The 18,104-nt window shown below is 69.3% G+C and carries 13 protein-coding genes; 4 read left to right on the plus strand and 9 right to left on the minus strand.

Features of this window, described 5'->3' with window-relative positions:
• Positions 1-55 precede the first annotated feature (55 nt).
• Entirely contained in the window at positions 56-616 is a 561-nt protein-coding gene (locus ACZ9GM_RS08100; RefSeq protein ID WP_291473100.1) for a M48 metallopeptidase family protein, read from the minus strand.
• A gap of 62 nt (positions 617-678) precedes the next feature.
• Here ACZ9GM_RS08100 and ACZ9GM_RS08105 point away from each other — a divergent pair, with 62 nt between their 5' ends.
• Positions 679-1,572 (plus strand): hypothetical protein, encoded by an 894-nt coding sequence (locus ACZ9GM_RS08105; protein WP_291473101.1) that lies wholly within the window; start codon positions 679-681, stop codon positions 1,570-1,572.
• Here ACZ9GM_RS08105 and ACZ9GM_RS08110 read toward each other — a convergent pair.
• The 7 genes from ACZ9GM_RS08110 to ACZ9GM_RS08140 form a co-directional block, all read right to left on the minus strand.
• Positions 1,565-3,697, minus strand: coding sequence for an ATP-dependent DNA helicase UvrD2 (locus ACZ9GM_RS08110; protein WP_291473124.1), 2,133 nt, complete (start codon positions 3,695-3,697; stop codon positions 1,565-1,567). The genes ACZ9GM_RS08105 and ACZ9GM_RS08110 overlap by 8 nt on opposite strands.
• A 5-nt stretch (positions 3,698-3,702) precedes the next feature.
• Positions 3,703-4,782, minus strand: a complete 1,080-nt coding sequence (locus ACZ9GM_RS08115; RefSeq protein ID WP_291473102.1) for a potassium channel family protein — start codon at positions 4,780-4,782, stop codon at positions 3,703-3,705.
• Entirely contained in the window at positions 4,775-8,359 is a 3,585-nt protein-coding gene (locus ACZ9GM_RS08120) for a UvrD-helicase domain-containing protein (RefSeq protein WP_476037593.1), read from the minus strand. The genes ACZ9GM_RS08115 and ACZ9GM_RS08120 overlap by 8 nt, the downstream gene beginning before the upstream one ends.
• On the minus strand, positions 8,360-11,734 hold the full coding sequence (locus ACZ9GM_RS08125; protein ID WP_291473104.1) for an ATP-dependent DNA helicase: 3,375 nt from the start codon (positions 11,732-11,734) through the stop codon (positions 8,360-8,362).
• Positions 11,735-11,756: 22 nt separating this feature from the next.
• Positions 11,757-12,764 (minus strand): TIGR02569 family protein, encoded by a 1,008-nt coding sequence (locus ACZ9GM_RS08130; RefSeq protein WP_476037594.1) that lies wholly within the window; start codon positions 12,762-12,764, stop codon positions 11,757-11,759.
• Between the two features lie 18 nt (positions 12,765-12,782).
• Complete coding sequence (locus ACZ9GM_RS08135) at positions 12,783-13,820, minus strand: DUF3152 domain-containing protein (RefSeq protein ID WP_476037595.1); 1,038 nt, start codon at positions 13,818-13,820, stop codon at positions 12,783-12,785.
• 69 nt (positions 13,821-13,889) lie between these two features.
• A complete protein-coding gene (locus ACZ9GM_RS08140; RefSeq protein WP_291473107.1) occupies positions 13,890-14,111 on the minus strand; it encodes a DUF3107 domain-containing protein in 222 nt (73 codons plus the stop codon).
• Positions 14,112-14,231: 120 nt separating this feature from the next.
• On the opposite strand from ACZ9GM_RS08140, the gene ACZ9GM_RS08145 reads away from it, so the two are divergent.
• On the plus strand, positions 14,232-15,587 hold the full coding sequence (locus ACZ9GM_RS08145) for a DEAD/DEAH box helicase (RefSeq protein ID WP_476038331.1): 1,356 nt from the start codon (positions 14,232-14,234) through the stop codon (positions 15,585-15,587).
• Positions 15,584-16,852 (plus strand): Rv3212 family protein, encoded by a 1,269-nt coding sequence (locus ACZ9GM_RS08150; protein WP_291473108.1) that lies wholly within the window; start codon positions 15,584-15,586, stop codon positions 16,850-16,852. Before ACZ9GM_RS08145 ends, ACZ9GM_RS08150 begins: the two co-directional genes overlap by 4 nt.
• 14 nt (positions 16,853-16,866) lie before the next feature.
• Here the strand turns inward: ACZ9GM_RS08150 and ACZ9GM_RS08155 are convergent, their stop codons facing one another.
• Entirely contained in the window at positions 16,867-17,289 is a 423-nt protein-coding gene (locus ACZ9GM_RS08155; protein WP_291473109.1) for a hypothetical protein, read from the minus strand.
• A 456-nt stretch (positions 17,290-17,745) separates the two neighbouring features.
• Between ACZ9GM_RS08155 and ACZ9GM_RS08160 the strand changes: the two genes are divergently transcribed.
• The gene (locus tag ACZ9GM_RS08160) at positions 17,746-18,006 is read left to right on the plus strand and encodes a WhiB family transcriptional regulator (RefSeq protein WP_291473110.1); all 261 of its coding nucleotides are present in this window, start codon (positions 17,746-17,748) and stop codon (positions 18,004-18,006) included.
• Positions 18,007-18,104 lie beyond the last annotated feature (98 nt).

The following is an 18,104-nucleotide window of genomic DNA, read 5'->3' on the forward strand; positions in this document are numbered from 1 at the left end:
TCCGGGGGCGTCCTGATCTGCCGTGTCCGATACCGGCCAGTCTACGGAGCCGGTCTCAGGATGCGGTGGGTGCCCACCTGCTGTACGCCTCCAGGTACCCGGTCGCCCGGTCGGCGTACGGGGCCTTCGCCGCCCACTCCTTGAACTCGGGACCGTGGTCCGGGATCCAGGTGTGCACCATCTCATGGATGAGCACCGAGTCCAGCACGTACTCAGGCACGTCCTTGAGCCGCGAGGAGATCCGGATCCGTCCCGAATCCACCGAACAGCTCCCCCACCGTCGACTCATGTTCGTCACCCACTTCACGCTGGTGAACTCCGCCCGGTTCTCCAGGTACTTCTGGTTCAGCGTCCGCGCTCGGCGCATCAGCGCGTCCGATTCCCCGGTCTGGGACGCCCCGGTGTGGCGACGCTTCACTTTCTCCACCAGCTCTGTGGCACTGGAACGCAGCTCCTTCGCCGACATCGACAGCGGGGCCAGCACCACGACCTTGCCTGCCTCCATGCGCGCGGCGATGGTGCGGCGTCGCTTCGCGGACAGCCGGATCTCCACGTCCGGGGCGAATTCCGCGACGACCTCCTGCTGTGCTGCCGTAGGGTGCTGCCGGGTACTCATCACGTCCTCTACACTGGGTGCATCGACTGGGGATCAAGGGACTTCATTGAGGGGGACTCTACATGACAGATGTATCTGAGCAGCGTATCCAGCGTATTCCTCGCCTGCTGCAGCTGCGCGACGGTACCGATCTCATCATCCGGTCCGACGGACACCTGCAGTTCAGGGCGGTACCGGAGCACGCCCTGGTACTCGGCCTTCCGCCGCAGGTCGAGGTCGACCAGATCCACCAGGTGATGCGAGAACTACGCCGACCACTGCCGGATCACGCGGTGGTCCGGCTCCTCCACCACTGCGGTGTACCGGTGGTCCATGCCCGCGGCATTCTCGGCGAACTGCTTGCCGCCGGGGTGCTGTCCGCCCGCCCGGCCGGCTACGGGATGCGCGTCCATGTCCTGGGCGTGTCGCTCTACACCCGCTCGCTGCTGCGGCATCTGCGCCGGACCGGGGTCCCCTGTTCCGGGATCACACCCGGCACACCCGCCTTCGGACGCCTGTCGGGTGATGACCTGGTGGTCATCGCCGGGATGCTGTTCCCACCCGCCGACATCACTTACCGGCTCATGGAGCTGGGCGTACCCCACCTGACCTGTGGTGTGGTCGATGCGAGGGTGACGGTGGGCCCGATGGTCCTGCCCGGTGGGACGGGGTGCCTGTCCTGCCTGGACGCCACCTCACTGACCGCAGACGCCCAGTGGCGGACCGTCCGTGGCCAGGCCGCCGAGGGAATGTCTCCGTCGGTGGACCACATGATCGAGTACTCGATGTCTATGGCGGCAGACATGGTCCGTGATCTGGTGTCACTCAAGACCATCGGACCGGACGCACCGTCATGGGTGGTCCCGGACGTGCTGGCAGGGCGTCGGTACCTCGATCCGTTGACCTTCGACATCTCAGTGACCGAGGTGCCTCAGCATCCCGGATGTGCATCCTGCGCGGTGGTGCCGCTCAGCTGAAGTTCTTCACGATGTCGAGGATGTCCTCGCCGAACTGCTCCACCTTCGCCGGACCGATCCCCGGCACTTTCAGCAGATCCCGCGCCGAGATCGGCGCCTTCAGTGCCACGGCCTTCAACGTCGCATCACTCATCACCACATAGGCCGGCACGTCCCGCTCCCTGGCCAGGGTGGTGCGCCAGGACCGCAGTTCGGTGACGAGCACCTGGTCACCGTCTTCGGCGTGGGCGTCGCAGCGTCCGAGGATCCGCTGCTCGGGCGTGGTCAGCCGTGTCCCGCACACCGCACAGGCGTTCTTCGGTGCGCCCTTGACCGTGGATTCACGTGCTCCGGACACGGCGTCCGCCTTCTCCCACGGCACCAGACCGTCGAGGAACCGCGTCCTGCGCCGCGACGCCTTGCCGCCGGGCTGGCGGGCCTGTGCCCAGGACAGCTCCAACACCTCGCGGGCACGGGTCACTCCGACGTAGAGCAGTCGACGCTCCTCCTCGATGGCGTCCTCGGAGTGGGTCCCCTTCAGCGCGTGCCGGATTGGCACGGTGCCGTCGACCAGGCCGATGAGGAAGACCGCGTCCCACTCCAGGCCCTTGGCCGCGTGGATACTGGCGAGCGTCACACCCTCGACCTTCGGTGGGTTCTTTGCCTGGGCGCGCTCGCGCAGGATGCCCAACAGGTTCGTCATGTCCAGGCCCGGGGTGGCGGTGGAGAGCTCCTCCGCCAGGTCCACCAGTGCACCGAGGGACTGCCAGCGGGCCCGGTCCTGGGCACCGGTCGGCTCGGTCGGAGTCAGCCCCACCGGGACCAGCGCGGCACGGACCTGGTTGACCAGCTGTTCCGGTGTGGGGCGCGGCTGATGCTCTGCTCCGGGGTCACGACGCGAGAGTTTCCGGGCCGCGTCGGCCAACGCGTTGACGCCCTGCCGGATCTCCGGACGCTGGAAGAATCCGTCCCCGCCCTTGACCTGGTAGCTGATGCCGGCTGCGTCCAGTGCGTACTCCAGCGCCGCGGACTGGGCGTTGATCCGGTAGAGCACCGCGATCTCCGACGGGGAGACACCCGAGGCGATCAGTGCGGCGATCCGCTCAGCGACACCGGTGGCCTCGGCTGCTTCGTCGGAGTACTCGGTGAACTCCGGGGCGGGGCCTGCCGGACGCTGACCCTCCAGCTCCAGGCGGGTTCCCGCGGCACGCCCGGTCGCCCGGCTGATGACCTTGTTCGCCAGGTCCACGACCTGCGGCGTCGACCGGTAGTCACGGAACAAGCGGACCGTCGTGGCCTCCGGGTAGCGCGACGAGAAACGGAGCAGGTGCTCCGGGGTCGCGCCGTTGAAGGAGTAGATCGTCTGGTTCGCGTCACCGACAACGGTGAGATCGTCACGGTCCCCGAGCCAGGCGTCCAGCAGCCGCTGCTGCAGCGGGGTGACATCCTGGTACTCGTCGACGACGAAGGTGCGGTAGCGCGACCGGAACTCGTCGGCGACACCCGGGTCCGCCTCGATCGCACCGGCCATGGACTGCAGCAGGTCATCGAAATCGAGGTAGACGCCCTCGCCGGTCACCTTCGAATTCTCGTAACCCTCGAAGATGCGGACGAATTGTTCCGGTGCCACCGGGCAGTCCCGGCGGTCGGGGCCGATATGCGCCGGGTAGTCCTCCGGGGCGATGAGCGAGGACTTCGCCCACTCGATCTCCCCGAGCAGGTCGGACAGGGTCGTCTTGTCGGTCGCCACACCGTTGGCCCGGCAGGCCCGGGCGACGAAGGGGAACTTCGAGTCCAGCAGCTGCCAGGGAGTGTCCCCGACGAACCGGGGCCAGAAGTAGTGCAGCTGGCCACGGGCGGCGGCGTGGAAGGTCTTGGCCTGCACCCGGGCGACACCCATCATCGTCAGCCGCTCGCGCAGTTCCGCGGCGGCACGGGTGGTGAAGGTGACCGCCAGGACATGGTCCGGGTTCACGAAACCACCGGCGACCAGGTGCGCGATCCGGTGGGTGATGGTGCGGGTCTTACCGGTGCCGGCACCGGCGATGATCGCCACCGGACCACGCGGTGCCGTCGCCGCACGCAGCTGTTCCGGGTCCAGGGCGTCCAGGTTGAGCTGTCCGAGCCGGGAGTGGGCGCCGTTCACTCCACTCACTTCCGTTCAGGTTCGGCGTCGTCGGTGATCCGCCGGATGTAGAGGATCCGGTCGCCGGGTTCCACGGTCTCCGCCTCCACCGAGTCGATGCGGTAGAGCTCACCGGAACGCACCACGCCCAGCACGATGTCCTCGAGGTTGCGCGGGCTGCCGCCGACCTCGTCCTCGGCGACGAGACGCTCGGCGATAGAGAAGCCCTCGTCGGGGCTGAGCAGGTCCTCCATCATGCCGGTGACCGACGGGCTGACGGTCGCCAGACCGAGCATCCGGCCGGCGGTCTCCGAGGAGATCACCACCGAATCCGCGCCGGACTGCCGCACCAGGTGGGAGTTCTCCGACTCGCGCACACTGGCCACGATCGTCGCCGAGGGGGCGATCTCCCGGACCGACAGGGTGATCAGCACGGCCGTGTCATCGAGGTTCGGGGCGACGACGACCGCCCGGGCACGGGTCACGCCGGCGAGTTTGAGCACGTCGGACTTCGTCGCCGTGCCCTGCACGGTCACCAGACCGCGGGAGGACGCATGGGCCAGTGCCTCCGGATCCGAGTCAACCACCACGATGCGGTCGGCGGGGACGCCGTCGGCGAGCAGCGCGGTGGTCGCCGCGCGGCCCTTCGTGCCGTAGCCGATGACGACGGTGTGGTTACGCATTCTTCTCCTCCAGCGGCGGATCTTCAGTGCCTTCCGTGACTCCTCGGTGAGCACGGAGAGCGTCGTGCCGACGAGGAGGACCAGGAAGATGACGCGCATCGGGGTGATGAGCAGCACGTTGAGCAGGCGGGCCTCCTGCGTCACCGGGGTGATGTCCCCGTAGCCCGTGGTCGACAGCGACACCGCCGAGTAGTACACGGCGTCCAGGAACGTGTGGACGCCCTTGTATCCGTCCCGGTCGAGGTAGACCACGGTCGATGACAGGATGATGAGGATCAGGGCGTATGCCATCCGACGCGCGATCAACCACCAGGGGCTGGCCTGTGCCGGCTCCGGGATGCTGATGACTTTTATCAGAGCATGCGGCGGGAGGGCGTCGATGTCCTTGTCCGCGCCGAGACGGTCACGCAACCTGTCACGCATCCTCTAGCCCTCCGTCCGGTCCGGCCAGCCATCCGGCCAGGTCTTCTGCAGACGGCAGTGTACCCGGTTCCCAGGTCTCGTTCGAGACCACGTAGTGGAAGGCGGCACGCACGTTCGCCGGGTCGACCGGTCGTCCGTGCCGGGCACTGAGCAGTTCCGCCCAGGCGAGCCGGTAGACGGCCAGTTGCAGGGACGCGTCGGCCAGGTCCCGACCGGTCGGCCTGCGCCCCGTCTTCCAGTCCACGACCGTCCAGCCGGTCAGCGGATCGTCGCCGTCATGGAAGACGGCGTCGATGCGCCCCTCGAAAAGGTGCCCGGCCAGGGTCACCGAGTAGGAGCCCTCCACGCTCACCGGGGTACGGTCCGCCCACTCACTGTCGAGGAACCTCTGCTTCAGGGTGGCGAGGACCGGGTCGGCGAGGGTGGCGTCCGCCGCACCCGGCAACTCGTCCTCGTCGAACAGGCCGACCGCACCGTAGTGCTGTTCGACCCAGTTGTGGAATGCCGTGCCGCGTTTGGTGTACGGCCGTGGTTCCAGCGGCACCGGGCGGCGCCGCCGACGGGCGAACTCCTCCGGGTCACGGGACAGGGCCACCGCCTCGGTCGCCGTCAGCCGGGAGCCCAGCGGAACAACGACCTCGGGCACAGTCTGCTCCCGGTGTTCGCGGGCCAGAAGTGCGGTCTCACGCGCCCACTCGTCGGCCAGGGTCCCGGCGTCCGGGGCCTTGTCTTCCTGGTCCGGGTCTGCCGCGTCACGCGCCGCCATCGCGGCGCGCACCAGGTCCGCCCCGTCGGCCACGCCGGGCAATCGCTCGGTGATGGTGGGACGCGGCCACTGTGCCGGTGGCGTCTCGGGTAGTTCACGGATGTAGGCCTCGACCAGGTCATTGCGGGCCGCCGGGTTCTCCGGCACCATCACCGCGTCCTCCCGGTGCTGCAGTGCGCCGTCCTCACGGGCCTTCGCCAGCCGTTTCAGTTCATCCTTCGAGTAGACCATGCCGAGGTCCGACCAGGTCGCCACGCATTCCGGGGCGGACGTGGCGAGCCGGTCACGGATGAGGGTGAGCGCGACAGACGGGTCCACCGGCTTCTTGTCGTCCTTGTTGAACGCCGCGCCGGATACCAGCAGGGTCTCCTCGGCGCGGGTCACGGCGACATAGAACAGCCGGTCGTCCTCCTTGGCGGCGTGGACACCGAGGGCGACCTTGAAGGCGTCCTCCGCCTCGACGACGCCCTTGCGGTCGACGACGTCGGAGAGGTCGAGCACCGGCATGCCGGTGATGTCGGCCGGGTCCTCGGTGGCGTCGCCGCGCAGACCGGAGGGCAGGATACGGGCGTTGGTGGTCCAGGACCCGACGGTCGGGCGTTTCACGGCATCCGCGTAGGTCTTGCGTGTCGCGTGCGGTACCGCGACGATCTCCCACTCCAGGCCTTTGGCCTTGTGCACGGTGAGTAGTTGGACACAGTCGCTGCGCTTCTCCACCTCACCGGCGTCGAGCCCCTTCTCGCGGGCCTCGGCGGCGCGCAGGTAGTCCACCAGCGCCCCTGGGGACGCGCCGGAGAGGTCGGCGAAGGACCGGACGACCTCGGCGAAGCGGTCGAGGTGGCTGGCACCGATGGAACGACGCCGGTCGCGGTGGTAGCGGGTGAGCACCTCGGTGCGCACCCCGAGCATCTGCTCGATGTCGGCGACGAGGTCGTTGAGCGGTTTGCCGAGCGACTGCAGGCGCAGGAAGCGGAGTTCCCGGCCCAGGTCGCTGAGACGTTGCTGGCCTTCCCCGGACATGCCGAACTCCTCCATGCCACGCAGATCGGCCAGCGCCTCCGCCAGGCCGACGGGGACGCGGGAGGAGTCGCGGTCGATGTCGGCGAGGCGCTCACGGACCGTGGCCATCGCCGGGGAGTCACCAGGATGCGGGGTCACCAGGGCGGTGAGACCCGTGGGTTCGTCGGCGTCATCGTCGTCGGCGGCTTCACCGTCAGTGCCCTCGGCTCCACCGTCGACCCGGCGGTCCCGCAGCGACAGCTGGTCGACCCGTCGCGCCAGAGCCTGCAGGTCAGCGGCACCGATGTTCCACCGCACGCCGGTTAGCAGGCGGAGCAGGGCGATGTCGTCGGAGGGGTCCACGAGGACGCGCAGCGTAGCGTACACGTCGGCGACCTCGGGTACCTCGAGCAGGCCGGGTCCGTCGGACATCTCCACCGGTACCTCCCGCTCGACGAGGAGGTCGTGGATCGGTGTCGCCTCGGCATTCTTGCGCAGCAGTACCGCCGCAGAGAACGGTCGGGAGGTGTCGCGTCCGTGGTATCGGGCGGCGAGTTCGTCGGCCAGCCAGACGAGTTCCTCCTCGCGGGTGTCGAACCACGCGGCCTTCACGTCACCGCTACCGGCACCGGGCCGGGAGACCAGCGGGGACACCGCGGCCGGTGACCCGGTGCCGGAGGCATCCAGTGACCACCGGGACACGGTGTTCGCCAGATCGAGGACGCGTGCCGGGTTGCGCCAGGAGGTGGTCAGTTCCCGCCTGCGGGCCGGGGTGGCATCCTGACCGGTCCCGGTCGGGAAATCGGTGCGGAAGTGGGTGAGGTTCGCCGCCGTCGCGCCTCGGAAACCGTAGATGGACTGCATGGGGTCGCCGACGGCGGTCACGGTGAGATCCGGGTCGACCCCACCGCCGAACAGTCCTCGCAGCAGGACGCGCTGGGCATGCCCGGTGTCCTGGTACTCGTCGAGCATGACGACGCGGAACCGGCGACGTTGTGCAGCCCCGATCACGGGGTGCGCGTCGACGAGCTGAGCCGCCTTCGACATCTGCGCGCCGAAGGTCATGAGGTTCCGCTCGGCGAGCCGTGCCCGGTAGTCCGTGACCACGTCGAGGAGTTCCTGCCGGTACACCAGGGCGTCCCCGATCTTCCGCAGGGTGGTGTCCACCCCTTTGAGCGCCTTGCCGTCGCGGTCGGGCAGGCCGTCGATCTCCGCGGCGGTCGCCCGGCACTCCTCCGCCACATCGGTGACGGTGGCGAGGTGGTTGTCCATGCCGTCGTTGAGTTCCAGCATGTCGTCGATGATGGTGGGCACCGAACGGTGGGTGGTGAACCCGGTGGGGCGTTCCAGCACCACGTCGCGGGCGATCATCCAGCGCTCGGTGTCGGTGATGACGCGGCCGGTGGGTTCGGTGGGCAGCAGCAGGCCGTACTCGCGGACGATATCGCCGGCGAAGGAGTCGTAGGTGGAGATGGTCGGGGTGATCGCCGGCATGGACTCCACCAGCCCGGAGGACGCCAGGGACTGCAGCCGGGCACGGATGCGCTCCCCGAGTTCGCGGGCCGCTTTCCGGGTGAAGGTGAGGCCGAGGACCTGTTCGGGCAGCACCAGACCGTTGGCGACGAGCCAGACGACACGGGCGGCCATCGTCTCGGTCTTTCCGGCTCCTGCTCCGGCGACGACCAGCATGGGTCCGGCGGGCGCACCGATGACGGCGGCCTGCTGGTCGGTGGGTGGGAAAGCCTGGCGCAGCCACTGCTGCGACAGTTCGACGGGGTCGACAGTATCGACGGGGGGTCTCGTGTCAGCCATCTAGATCACCTGCTCCCCGGCGCGGCAGGCGGGGCACAGGCACGCGTACTCTGTGCCGCCGCAGGCTTCGGTGGCACTGAATCCCGGACCTGCGACACGTGCCGCGGTGGCCAGGGCGAGGGCGCGGAACTCCGCCAGGTCCTCCTCGCTGAGCTGGCCCTGCTGCAGGACCTTGACCTTCGCGTTCTCCACCCGCGGGTAGACGAGCATCGCCCCGTCGGCGCGGCGGCCCTCCTCGAGGGAGACCAGGAGCTGGTAGGCCGACAGCTGCGGGCTCTCGGCTGCCTCCTTGACGGTCTTCGCGTTCTTCCCGGTCTTGAAGTCGATGACGGTGGACGCGCCGTCTGCGGTGGTCTCCAGCCGGTCGGTGCGGCCGGCGAGGATGACCGGCAGGCCGGTGTCGGTGTGTCCGATCATGTGCTCCAGTTTCTTCTCGACCTCGACAGTGCGGCCGCTCCCGGAACGCTGGATCAGCCAGCCGTGGAGCCGGTCGACGGCCTCGAGACAGCTCTCGGTCAGCGGTCGCGCGGTCCACGCGGGACCGTCGACGAGCCAGGGCACGACCTCGCGGACGATGTCGGCGGCGTCCTCCGGGGTGAGCCCGGCGGCGAAGCCCTCGGCGAGGGCGTGGATGAGCGTTCCGACCTTCATCGGTTCGGTGGTCGGGGTGCTGCGCAGGGTGTCGAGGAACGACGCCAGGTCGCAGGCCGGACCGGTGGCTCGCCCGAGGTTCTCCAGGGTGGTGGGGCTGATCCGCAGAGTCGGTTCACTGTCTCCGCGGCGGTGGGCGACGGCGGGGCCCGTGGAGGAGGGTCCGGCGGTCCCCCACCAGTCGGCGGGGTCGGCACCGTAGACGCCGGCCTCGGCGAGGGTCGCGAGATTCTCGGCGGCGGCGCGGCGCTCATGGCCTGGCCGGTCGGGATCGCAGACGGCGTCGCGCAGTTCGGCGACGAGGGGCTCCATCGCCAGGACCCGCGGCAGGGAGTCTGCCACGGTGTCGACGGGGTGGGGGCGGGGTTCGCTCTCCGGGTCGTCTCCCGCGGCAGCATCTCCGGCACCTCCACTGCCGTCGTCACCGGTGATGTCGTCGAGGAACCGCGACGGGACCGAGGCGTCGTCGCCGGTGGACTCCACGGCCGTGACCAGGGTGTACCTGCTGGCCCGGGACACGGCGAGAAGGAACAGTCGCCGCTCCTCGGCCAGTGCACTGCTGGCCCGGGAGACGATGGTGGACGGTTCAATACCCCGGTCCAGCAGGTCGACCAGTTCCTGCTGGCCGAACAATCCGCCGACGGTCGGGCCGGCCGGCCAGCTGTCCTCCTGCACCCCGGAGACGATGACGACCTCCCATTCCCTCCCGGCGGCGGCGTGGGCGGGCAGGATCTCCACGGCATCGGGGCGTACCCCACGGCGGTCACGGGCACCGGTGGGCAGTTCCTGGGCACGGACACCGTCGAGGAAGGTCTCGAGCGTGATCGCTGGGGTCCGTTCGACCAGGTCACCGGCCAGGTCGAAGAGGCTCATGACCGCGTCGAGGTCGCGGTCGGCCTGGGAGCCGAGGGTGCCGCCGCGCAGCGCCCGGGTCTGCAGCCGGGTCGACAGACCGGTCGCCTGCCACACCGCCCACAGCACGGCCTCGACCGAACCACCGTCCTCCGCCGCGTCCTGTCCGGCGCCGATGACGGCGCGGACCTGGTCGAGCAGACCGAGTTCGCGAGGGCCGAAGCGCCGACGCCACGCCTCGGCCGCCTGCTCGTCGGCACGGCCGGTGACCATGAGACCGACCGCCTCCATGGCGCGCAGTCCCGTCCCGACCAGGACCGGAGCGAGGGAGCGTTCCATCCGGCGCAGCATCACCGGATCCGCCCCACCGACCGGACTCTCGACGAGCTGCTGCAGTTCAACGACAGTCAGTGGTCGCACGAGGGCGTCGAGGGCAAGCAGCAGGGAGGAGACGAGGGGTTGCTCGGCCAGCACCACGCTCGTCGGGTCGACCTTCACCGGCACACCGTGACTGAGCAGGGTGCGGCGTAGCGGGTGGATTTCCCCGGCGGTACGCACGACCACGGCGATCCGGTCCCAGTCGACGCCGTCGGTGACATGGGCGCGACGCACCGCATCGGCGACACTGAGCCGTTCGGAGGTGACCGACGGTGCACGGCGGACCACGAGGTCAGCGGCGGGATCAGGCACTGACGCTGCGGCGGTACGCACCGGCACCCGCATCCGTGACGGCGGCAGCAGCCGCCCCAGCCGGTTCACCGCGGTGACCGCCGCGGTTCCCAGCCGGTACGACCGGGAGAGGACGACCCGGTGGTCGGCGTCCTCCGCCAGGCCGGTGAGGTAGTCCTCGTCGGCGCCACGGAAATGGAAGACGCACTGGTCGGCGTCCCCGGCGACGAGGACGCGGGCCCCGGGCGTGGTGAGCATCTCCAGGAAACGGGCGGACGCCGGGTCGAGGTTATGTGCGTCATCGACGAGCAGCAGTTTCACCGTGTCCCGCTGCCGGTCGAGGATCCGGCGACCTTCCGGTGTGTTCTCGAGTTCATCGAGGACACGGTGCAGCAGCTCGGAGACGTTGAGCGCATGGGAGCCGGAGAGTTTCACGACCCGGCGGCTCTCGCGCAGGAAGTCCCCGGCACCGACCCACATGTCGAAGTCGTGTTCCCGTCCGAGGTCGGCGAGGGCGTCGGGTCCTACCCCCCGCTCCTCGGCACGCAGCAGCAGGTCACGGAGCTGCCGGGCGAAACCGACGAGTGGCAGGGCCGGGCGGATGCGCTCGGGCCAGGACCCGGTGCCGTCCTCGGCGTTTCCCTGCAGCAGCGACCGGATGAGCAGGTCGTGGTCGGCACCGGTCATCAGCCGGGGCAGGGGTTCCTCCCGCAGTTGTGCGACGGCGCGCAGCAGAGCGAAGGCCCATGAGTGCACGGAACGCACAGGGGTACCGGTGGCGGCGTACCCGGAGGCACCGGCACCGCCGGGAAGACTGCAGAGCAGGTCGGTGAGCCGGCCACGCAGGTCCGCGGCCGCTTCCTTGGAGGGGGTGACGACCATGACGCCGGCCGGGTCTCCCCCGTTGCCCAGATAGGTCACCAGGGCATCGAGCAGCAGCGAGGTCTTGCCGGTACCCGGGCCGCCGAGCACGGCGTAGGGCAGGTCCCGGGGCGCGCGGTCGTCGTCCGCGACCAGAGCACCGGCCAGACCGCTCCACTGCCGCGAGTGCGTGGCGGAGGGTTCGGCTCCGACACCGGTGTCGAGGCGCACCCGGACGCTGTCCGCCGAGCCGATCCGTCGGCGCAGCCGGGCATCGGCGCGGGCGTTCTCACGGGCCCGCGCGGTACGCTCCTGTGCCGCCCGGTCCGCTGCGTCGTCCACCGCGTCCTGCGCAGCGCCGGGGTCAGTCCTGTCCGGCCTGCCTGTCCTGTCCACCACGGGTGTTCTCCGTCCCCTGCTCGCCTGTCGCGTCGTCCGAGAGATCGTCACCGATCATGTCATCCCGGCCGGTCCGGCCGGTGATCCGCACCCCTACAATATCGCTCACCCGTTCGAGTCCAGGCCAGGCCTCCAACTGACTGTCCGGCAGCACCGCATGGACGAACATCCGGTAGATCACCGCTCTGAGCAGCAACTGGTTGAAGTCCGGAAGATGGGACCACCGGTCGATGAGGTCATCCTCCGCGCTCGCCCACGCCACGGCGTCCACCACGAGCAACGCCACCGACCACACCGCCGGACGCCACGCCGGCACCAGGTCGACGACCGCCGGATCGGAGAGCCCGTCGAAAACGGTGCACCCCAGCATGTCACCGTGGACCAGCTGGTCAGGGGCGGTGACCTCGTCGCGCAACGGCAGCAGCTTCGCCGCCTTCGCCATCGCCGCGGCCACGTCCTCACGCGGCACGGCCCCGGGATCCATCACCGGGGCCAGCAGGTCGGTCGGATCATCCGCCCAGGCCGCAGCCTCGGCAGCAGCGAAGAGGTCGACGTCCCCGACGCTGTCCCGGGAGGACGCCGGGGCCCGACCGGAACCTCCCCCGGTCAGGAAGGACGGACGCCGCTCCCCGGCCAGTGCCCTGTTCAGGCTCAGTGCGGCGGCGGCCACCTCGTCGAACCGGGGTGCCCGGTGCCCGGACACGAACGCCCGGGCCGTCCAACCGCCGACCGAGTAGCGTCCGTCGGTGGACCGCAGCGGCCGGGGCACAGTCACACCCGAAGGGCGGATCCGGTCCATGACCTGAGCGGTCCAGGTGCCGCGTGCCGGATCGGAGACCGGGACGAGCACGACATGGTCACACCGCCACCCGTCGCCCCAGGCGTCCCCCAGCAGGGCCGGGGTGGCGTAGCCGATCTGGAAGGCGCCACGGACGCCCTCCGTCGGGGCGGTGTTGCGGGTCGAATCAGACATGGGTACCACTCTAACTACTCAGTCCCCCTCGGGATGTGGCCAGGCGTTCGCCCGGCACACCGCATTCCCGGCGTCCTTGTCGTCACCCATGTACTCCGCACCGGCGTCGAGCTCGATGAGGTCCTTGTTCGCGAGACTGAGGGTCTGCTGCATCATGACCGGCGCGAGCGTCCCGTCCTCCGGGCACGGCTGGTGGGCGGAATGGCCGATCCCGTGCCCGATCTCGTGGTTGAGCACGTACTGGCGGTAGGAACCGAGATCACCGGCGAAGGGCAGGGCACCGCGGACCCAGCGGGCCAGGTTGATGATGACGCGGCCGTCGCCGGCGGCGCCACTGCTGCTGCCGCTGTTGTCCCCGCCACTGACGAAACAGCTGGTCTCCAGCTCGATCTCGCCACCGCACAGCTTCCTGGTCGTCTCCGGACTGGTCAGCCGGATCCGGAGGTCCGGGGTGTCGGAACTGGTGACGCTGATATGCCGGAAGGCGATCCCGTCATCACCACCGCCCTTGTTCCCGATCCAGGACCGTGGGTCGGCCAGGGTGGCGTCCACCATCGAGGCGAAGCTGTCCCCGCCGCCGAAGGACGCCGTGTCGATCCCCTGCTCGGTCTCGACGACATAGGTTACCGTACGGGTGCCTGCGGCGTCCGGGTCGCCGGCGACCGCGCCGGCGGTACCGACACCACGCCAGGTACCACGCCCCGTGGTGGTCACCTCTCCCCCGGGCGGCAGCTCACCGACCTCGTCGGAGGTCGGCACACCGGGCACGGGGCCGGGTGTGGCCTCCCGGGAGCCGGTGACCGAGGCCGTCGCCGCGGCGTCATTGTCCGGGGACGCCGACACGTCCCCGGAATCGCCGGAGCCCCCGGCCACAGCGCGGACCAGCACCACAAGGGTCACGAGGATCACCACGAGGACGCCCACGGCGGCCCAGCGGCGACGGCGGTAGACCGCGGGTACGGGCTGTCGACCGTAGCTTCCCGCCCCACCACGGACCGGGCGGTCCCGGTAATGGTCGGGGACGTCGTCGAACGGGTCCGGGAATCTGTGGGTCACGGTCTAAGAGACTGTCACACCCGGTTCCCCGGAGGGGAGCCGGGTGTGGACAGCCGGATCAGCTGCAGATCAGATGAAGCCGACGGTGCGTGCGGCGGACGCGCCGACCTCGATGAAGGCGACCTGGTCGCGGACCAGGAGGGTCACGGCCCCCTTGGCGTCCTCCAGCTTGAGGGTGCCGGTGTCCGCGGCGAGGAACTCCTCGACACGGGCGAGCAGCGCGTCCCGGTCCTCCTTGGAGTTGATGACGATGTCACGGGGAGAGGCGACGAAACCGACCTTGATATCCATGTGGGAAGTCCACACACCTTTCAGACGAAAATACTGCTCAGTGGTTGGGTAACCGTTGAGCACTGTAACCTTGACCATCATAGCGACTTGAAGACGACATCAACGGACTCACAGATGAGGATGGTGGCAGTGGAGAGCAGCCGACCGACGTTCCGGAGCCTCGGCGTCGCCGCCGAAATCGTGGATGCCCTGACCGACCAGGGGATCGACCGGGCGTTCGCGATCCAGGAACGCACCCTCCCACTGGCGTTGACCGGCAAGGACCTCATCGGACAGGCCCGTACCGGCATGGGCAAGACCCTCGGTTTCGGCGTCCCGATGCTCGACCGGCTCTTCGACGACGCCGACGTCACCGAACTCGACGGGACCGTGCGCGGCCTCGTCGTCGTCCCGACCCGCGAGCTGTGCCTCCAGGTCGCCGAGGACCTCACTGGAGCGTCCACCCGGCTGACCGCACCCGATGACTCGGCCGCCGGGGGCAGCCGCCCGTTCCGCGTCACCGCGATCTACGGCGGCGTGCCTTTCGAGAAGCAGACCGCCGCGCTGGATGCCGGCACCGACGTCGTCGTGGGGACGCCCGGCCGCCTGCTCGACCTGTCACGGCAGAATCTCCTGGACCTGGCCCACGTCGAGGTCCTCGTCCTCGACGAGGCCGACGAGATGCTCGACCAGGGCTTCCTCGACGACGTCAAGGCGATCATGGCCCAGACCTCCCCGAACCGGCAGACCATGCTCTTCTCCGCGACGATGCCGGGGCCGATCGTCGCCCTGACCCGTAGTTTCATGCACCGGCCCGTGCGCGTGCGGGCAGACAACTCCTCCTCCCGGGCCACCCACGCCACCACCACGCAGATCGTCTTCCAGTCCCACCGCCTCGACCGGGTCAGTGTCCTCGCCCGGATCCTCCAGACCCCCGGCCGTGGCCGCACGATCGTCTTCGCCCGCACCAAGCGCTCCGCCGCCATGGTCGCCGAAGACCTGGCCGGGCTCGGTTTCCGGGTCGGCGCGGTGCACGGTGACATGCGGCAGAATGACCGTGAGAGGTCGCTGGACGCCTTCCGCGACGGCTCCGTGGACATCATGGTCGCCACCGACGTCGCCGCCCGTGGCATCGACGTCGAGGACGTCACCCACGTCATCAACTACCAGGTGCCGGAGGACGAGAAAACCTACGTCCACCGCATCGGACGTACCGGTCGGGCCGGGCACTCCGGCGTCGCGGTCACCCTCGTCGACTGGGACGACCTGACCCGGTGGCAGGCCATCGACGACACCCTCAACCTCGGTCACCCCGCCCCACCGCGCTGGTTCTCGACCTCCCCGGAGTTCCTCGCCGAGTTCGACCTGCCCGAGGACGTCACCGACCGGGTCGGACGCGCCGTGCGGGTCCAGGGCTCCGCCGCCGCCACCGCCCCGGCCCGCAGGGACCGCGACAACCGTGGTGGCCGGAGGGACCGGAAGGCTGCCCGCCGTTGACCCGACGGACCACCTCTCCCCGGCCGGAACGCCGTACCCGCACCGACCTGGCGGTCACCGCCGGACTCACCGTCGCAGCCCTGGCCTTTGTCGGCGGCGGCTGGCTGTTCTCCGACACCCGCGGCACCAACCACACCACCGCCGCACCGGGGGACGCCATCGCCCCCTCGACCGCCGATGACGTCCCGGTGCCGGATGCCCTGCGTGAGGCGTGGCGCACCACCACCGACCCGGACACCGCCCCCGAACCCCTGACCATGGACGGTGCCGTGGTCCGGACCGACGGGTCCACGGTCTCCGTGCTCGACGCGTCCGACGGCCACGAAGTGTGGTCCTACTCCCGTGACCGCGACCTGTGCGGTGTCACCGGCGGCTGGACCCGCCTGGTCACCGTCTACCGCGGGCCGAAAGGCTGCGGGGAGGCCACCAGCTTCAACATCGCCACCGGACAGTACGTCGACACCCGCTCCGCCCTCGCCTCCGACGACGTGAGCACCTTCCGTTCCCTCGACCACGTCGGGATCCTCGGTGAGGACCGGGTGGAACTGTGGCGCTCCGACCTGGTCCGCACCGTCGAGGTGGGCCACCAGGAAGTCACGGTCAACGCCGGGGCCCAGCCGACCGACGGTTGCCGGTTCAGCTCGGCGCTGACCCGCAAGAAGGTCCTGGCCGTGACCATGGAGTGTCCCGGGGACACCGACGGCGACCGCACCGTCAGCCTGCTCAACGCCGACCCGGATGATTCCGGTTCCCCGGAGGTCACCCACGACTTCACGGTGCCGGAAGGCTCCGAGCTCGTCGCCGTCGGCCAGGAGGCCGCACTGATCTACGTGCCCGGCAACGGCATCCGGGCAAAGGACCCCGAGGACGAGGAGGGATCCCGCTTCCAGGTGCTGCGTACCGACGGGAGTTTCGACCAGTATCCTGCGGACCCGGCCGACCCGGCGTTCGCCACCGCCGCGCAGACCGCCGACCTCCCCCACCACATGACCTGGTTCGACGGTCAGCGACTCGTCGCCTTCGGTCCGACGGACCTGGACCCGAGGTTCTCGGTGCCCGCCCTGGGCACCGGAGCAGCGATGGGGGAACGCCTCCTGCTGCCGGTCACCGGCGGAATCGCCGTCGTCGACTGGGCCGACGGGAAGACGGAGAAGGTCATCCCTGTCGACCGTGGTGACTGGACCGGGCCGGTGACCCTGCGAGTGCAGGGCAGCACCGTCATTGAACAGCGTGGTGACACGATCGTGGGACTGACGGCGTCCTGACGGCGTCCTGCCTCTCAGCTGTCGTAGCGGCGTGCGGCCCAGTCCACGGCGTCCGCGTTGAACAGCATGGCCAGCCCGGCGATGCCGACCAACGCGGTGGGCAGGCCGAGGTCGATACGTCCCGACGAGAACATGTAGACGGAGACCAGCACGAGGATCATGTTGGTCATCGCCACCGGGCCACGTCCCCACCGGCGCCCGTCCTTGAGGAACCAGCCGGCGAGGGCGACGATGCCGCCGAAGATGATGAACCAGGCCGCGGTGCCGTAGCCGCTCACAGCATCATTGTGGACGCCGCTGGCCTCCCGCACGATGAGAACCACTGCGATGACCAGGCCGATCCCGCCCTCGACCAGACCGAGCCAGCCGGCGAAGCGGACGCTCCGGGGAAGAACGAGGGAAAGGTCGCTGTCATCAGGGCGGGGGCTGGCAATCATGGCCACCGATCCTAGCGGCGTCCTGCGGCAGCTGTGAAACCGACGGTTACCGCAGAGACACGGGAGACCGAACTGTCTGTTAACCCACCCTTACCAGATCGACCAAATCGAAGTACTGTGATATGGCACACTCTTTTCCTTTCAGCCCTAGCGAAGGTCGGAGATCCGTGCCATGATCTAACACGTAACAGCGAGAGGGCCTGCAGGTTACACCCCGGTTAACCGGAGGATCTGCCCCCTATCCACACGGCGACGCACCCCGGCGCACAGCCCACCGCTGCCGGCACCGTCACACCACTGTTCACAACCCCCGACGACCCGGACCCCGGTCTCTGACGCCCGGACACGCTCCACGCGCCCGAAACCTGACCGCGTCCGCACCACACCTGCACTGCACCGCTAAGACCCGTAAGTCCTGTAGGACACTGACTAACCACATCCAAGGAGAAGATCATCATGGACTGGCGCCACGAAGCAATCTGCCGCAGCGAAGACCCCGAGCTGTTCTTCCCTGTCGGTAACTCCGGCCCGGCCCTGGCCCAGATCGCCAAGGCCAAGCTCGTCTGCAACAAGTGCCCCGTCACCCACGACTGCCTCGCCTGGGCCATCTCCTCCGGTCAGGACGCCGGCGTCTGGGGCGGCATGAGCGAGGACGAGCGCCGCGCCCTCAAGCGCCGCAACAACCGCGGCCGCACCCGCACCCGCACCACCGTCTAGAACCGGTTCCGGTTTAGGCCTTCGCAGGACTCACCGTTAGACTGGTGCAGTTGTAGACCCCGGGAGTGTTCTTTCGGGGACATCCCGTCAGAGCACAT

This window comes from Corynebacterium sp. UD i78, from assembly GCF_056280545.1.

What these genes read in the sequence shown, in the direction of transcription:
- ACZ9GM_RS08160 (WP_291473110.1), top strand. Translation starts at nt 17,746, where the DNA reads ATGGACTGGCGCCACGAAGCAATCTGCCGCAGCGAAGACCCCGAGCTG.
- ACZ9GM_RS08115 (WP_291473102.1), bottom strand. Translation starts at nt 4,782, where the DNA reads ATGCGTGACAGGTTGCGTGACCGTCTCGGCGCGGACAAGGACATCGAC.
- ACZ9GM_RS08140 (WP_291473107.1), bottom strand. Translation starts at nt 14,111, where the DNA reads ATGGATATCAAGGTCGGTTTCGTCGCCTCTCCCCGTGACATCGTCATC.
- ACZ9GM_RS08105 (WP_291473101.1), top strand. Translation starts at nt 679, where the DNA reads ATGACAGATGTATCTGAGCAGCGTATCCAGCGTATTCCTCGCCTGCTG.
- ACZ9GM_RS08100 (WP_291473100.1), bottom strand. Translation starts at nt 616, where the DNA reads ATGAGTACCCGGCAGCACCCTACGGCAGCACAGCAGGAGGTCGTCGCG.
- ACZ9GM_RS08120 (WP_476037593.1), bottom strand. Translation starts at nt 8,359, where the DNA reads ATGGCTGACACGAGACCCCCCGTCGATACTGTCGACCCCGTCGAACTG.
- ACZ9GM_RS08145 (WP_476038331.1), top strand. Translation starts at nt 14,232, where the DNA reads ATGGTGGCAGTGGAGAGCAGCCGACCGACGTTCCGGAGCCTCGGCGTC.
- ACZ9GM_RS08155 (WP_291473109.1), bottom strand. Translation starts at nt 17,289, where the DNA reads ATGATTGCCAGCCCCCGCCCTGATGACAGCGACCTTTCCCTCGTTCTT.
- ACZ9GM_RS08130 (WP_476037594.1), bottom strand. Translation starts at nt 12,764, where the DNA reads ATGTCTGATTCGACCCGCAACACCGCCCCGACGGAGGGCGTCCGTGGC.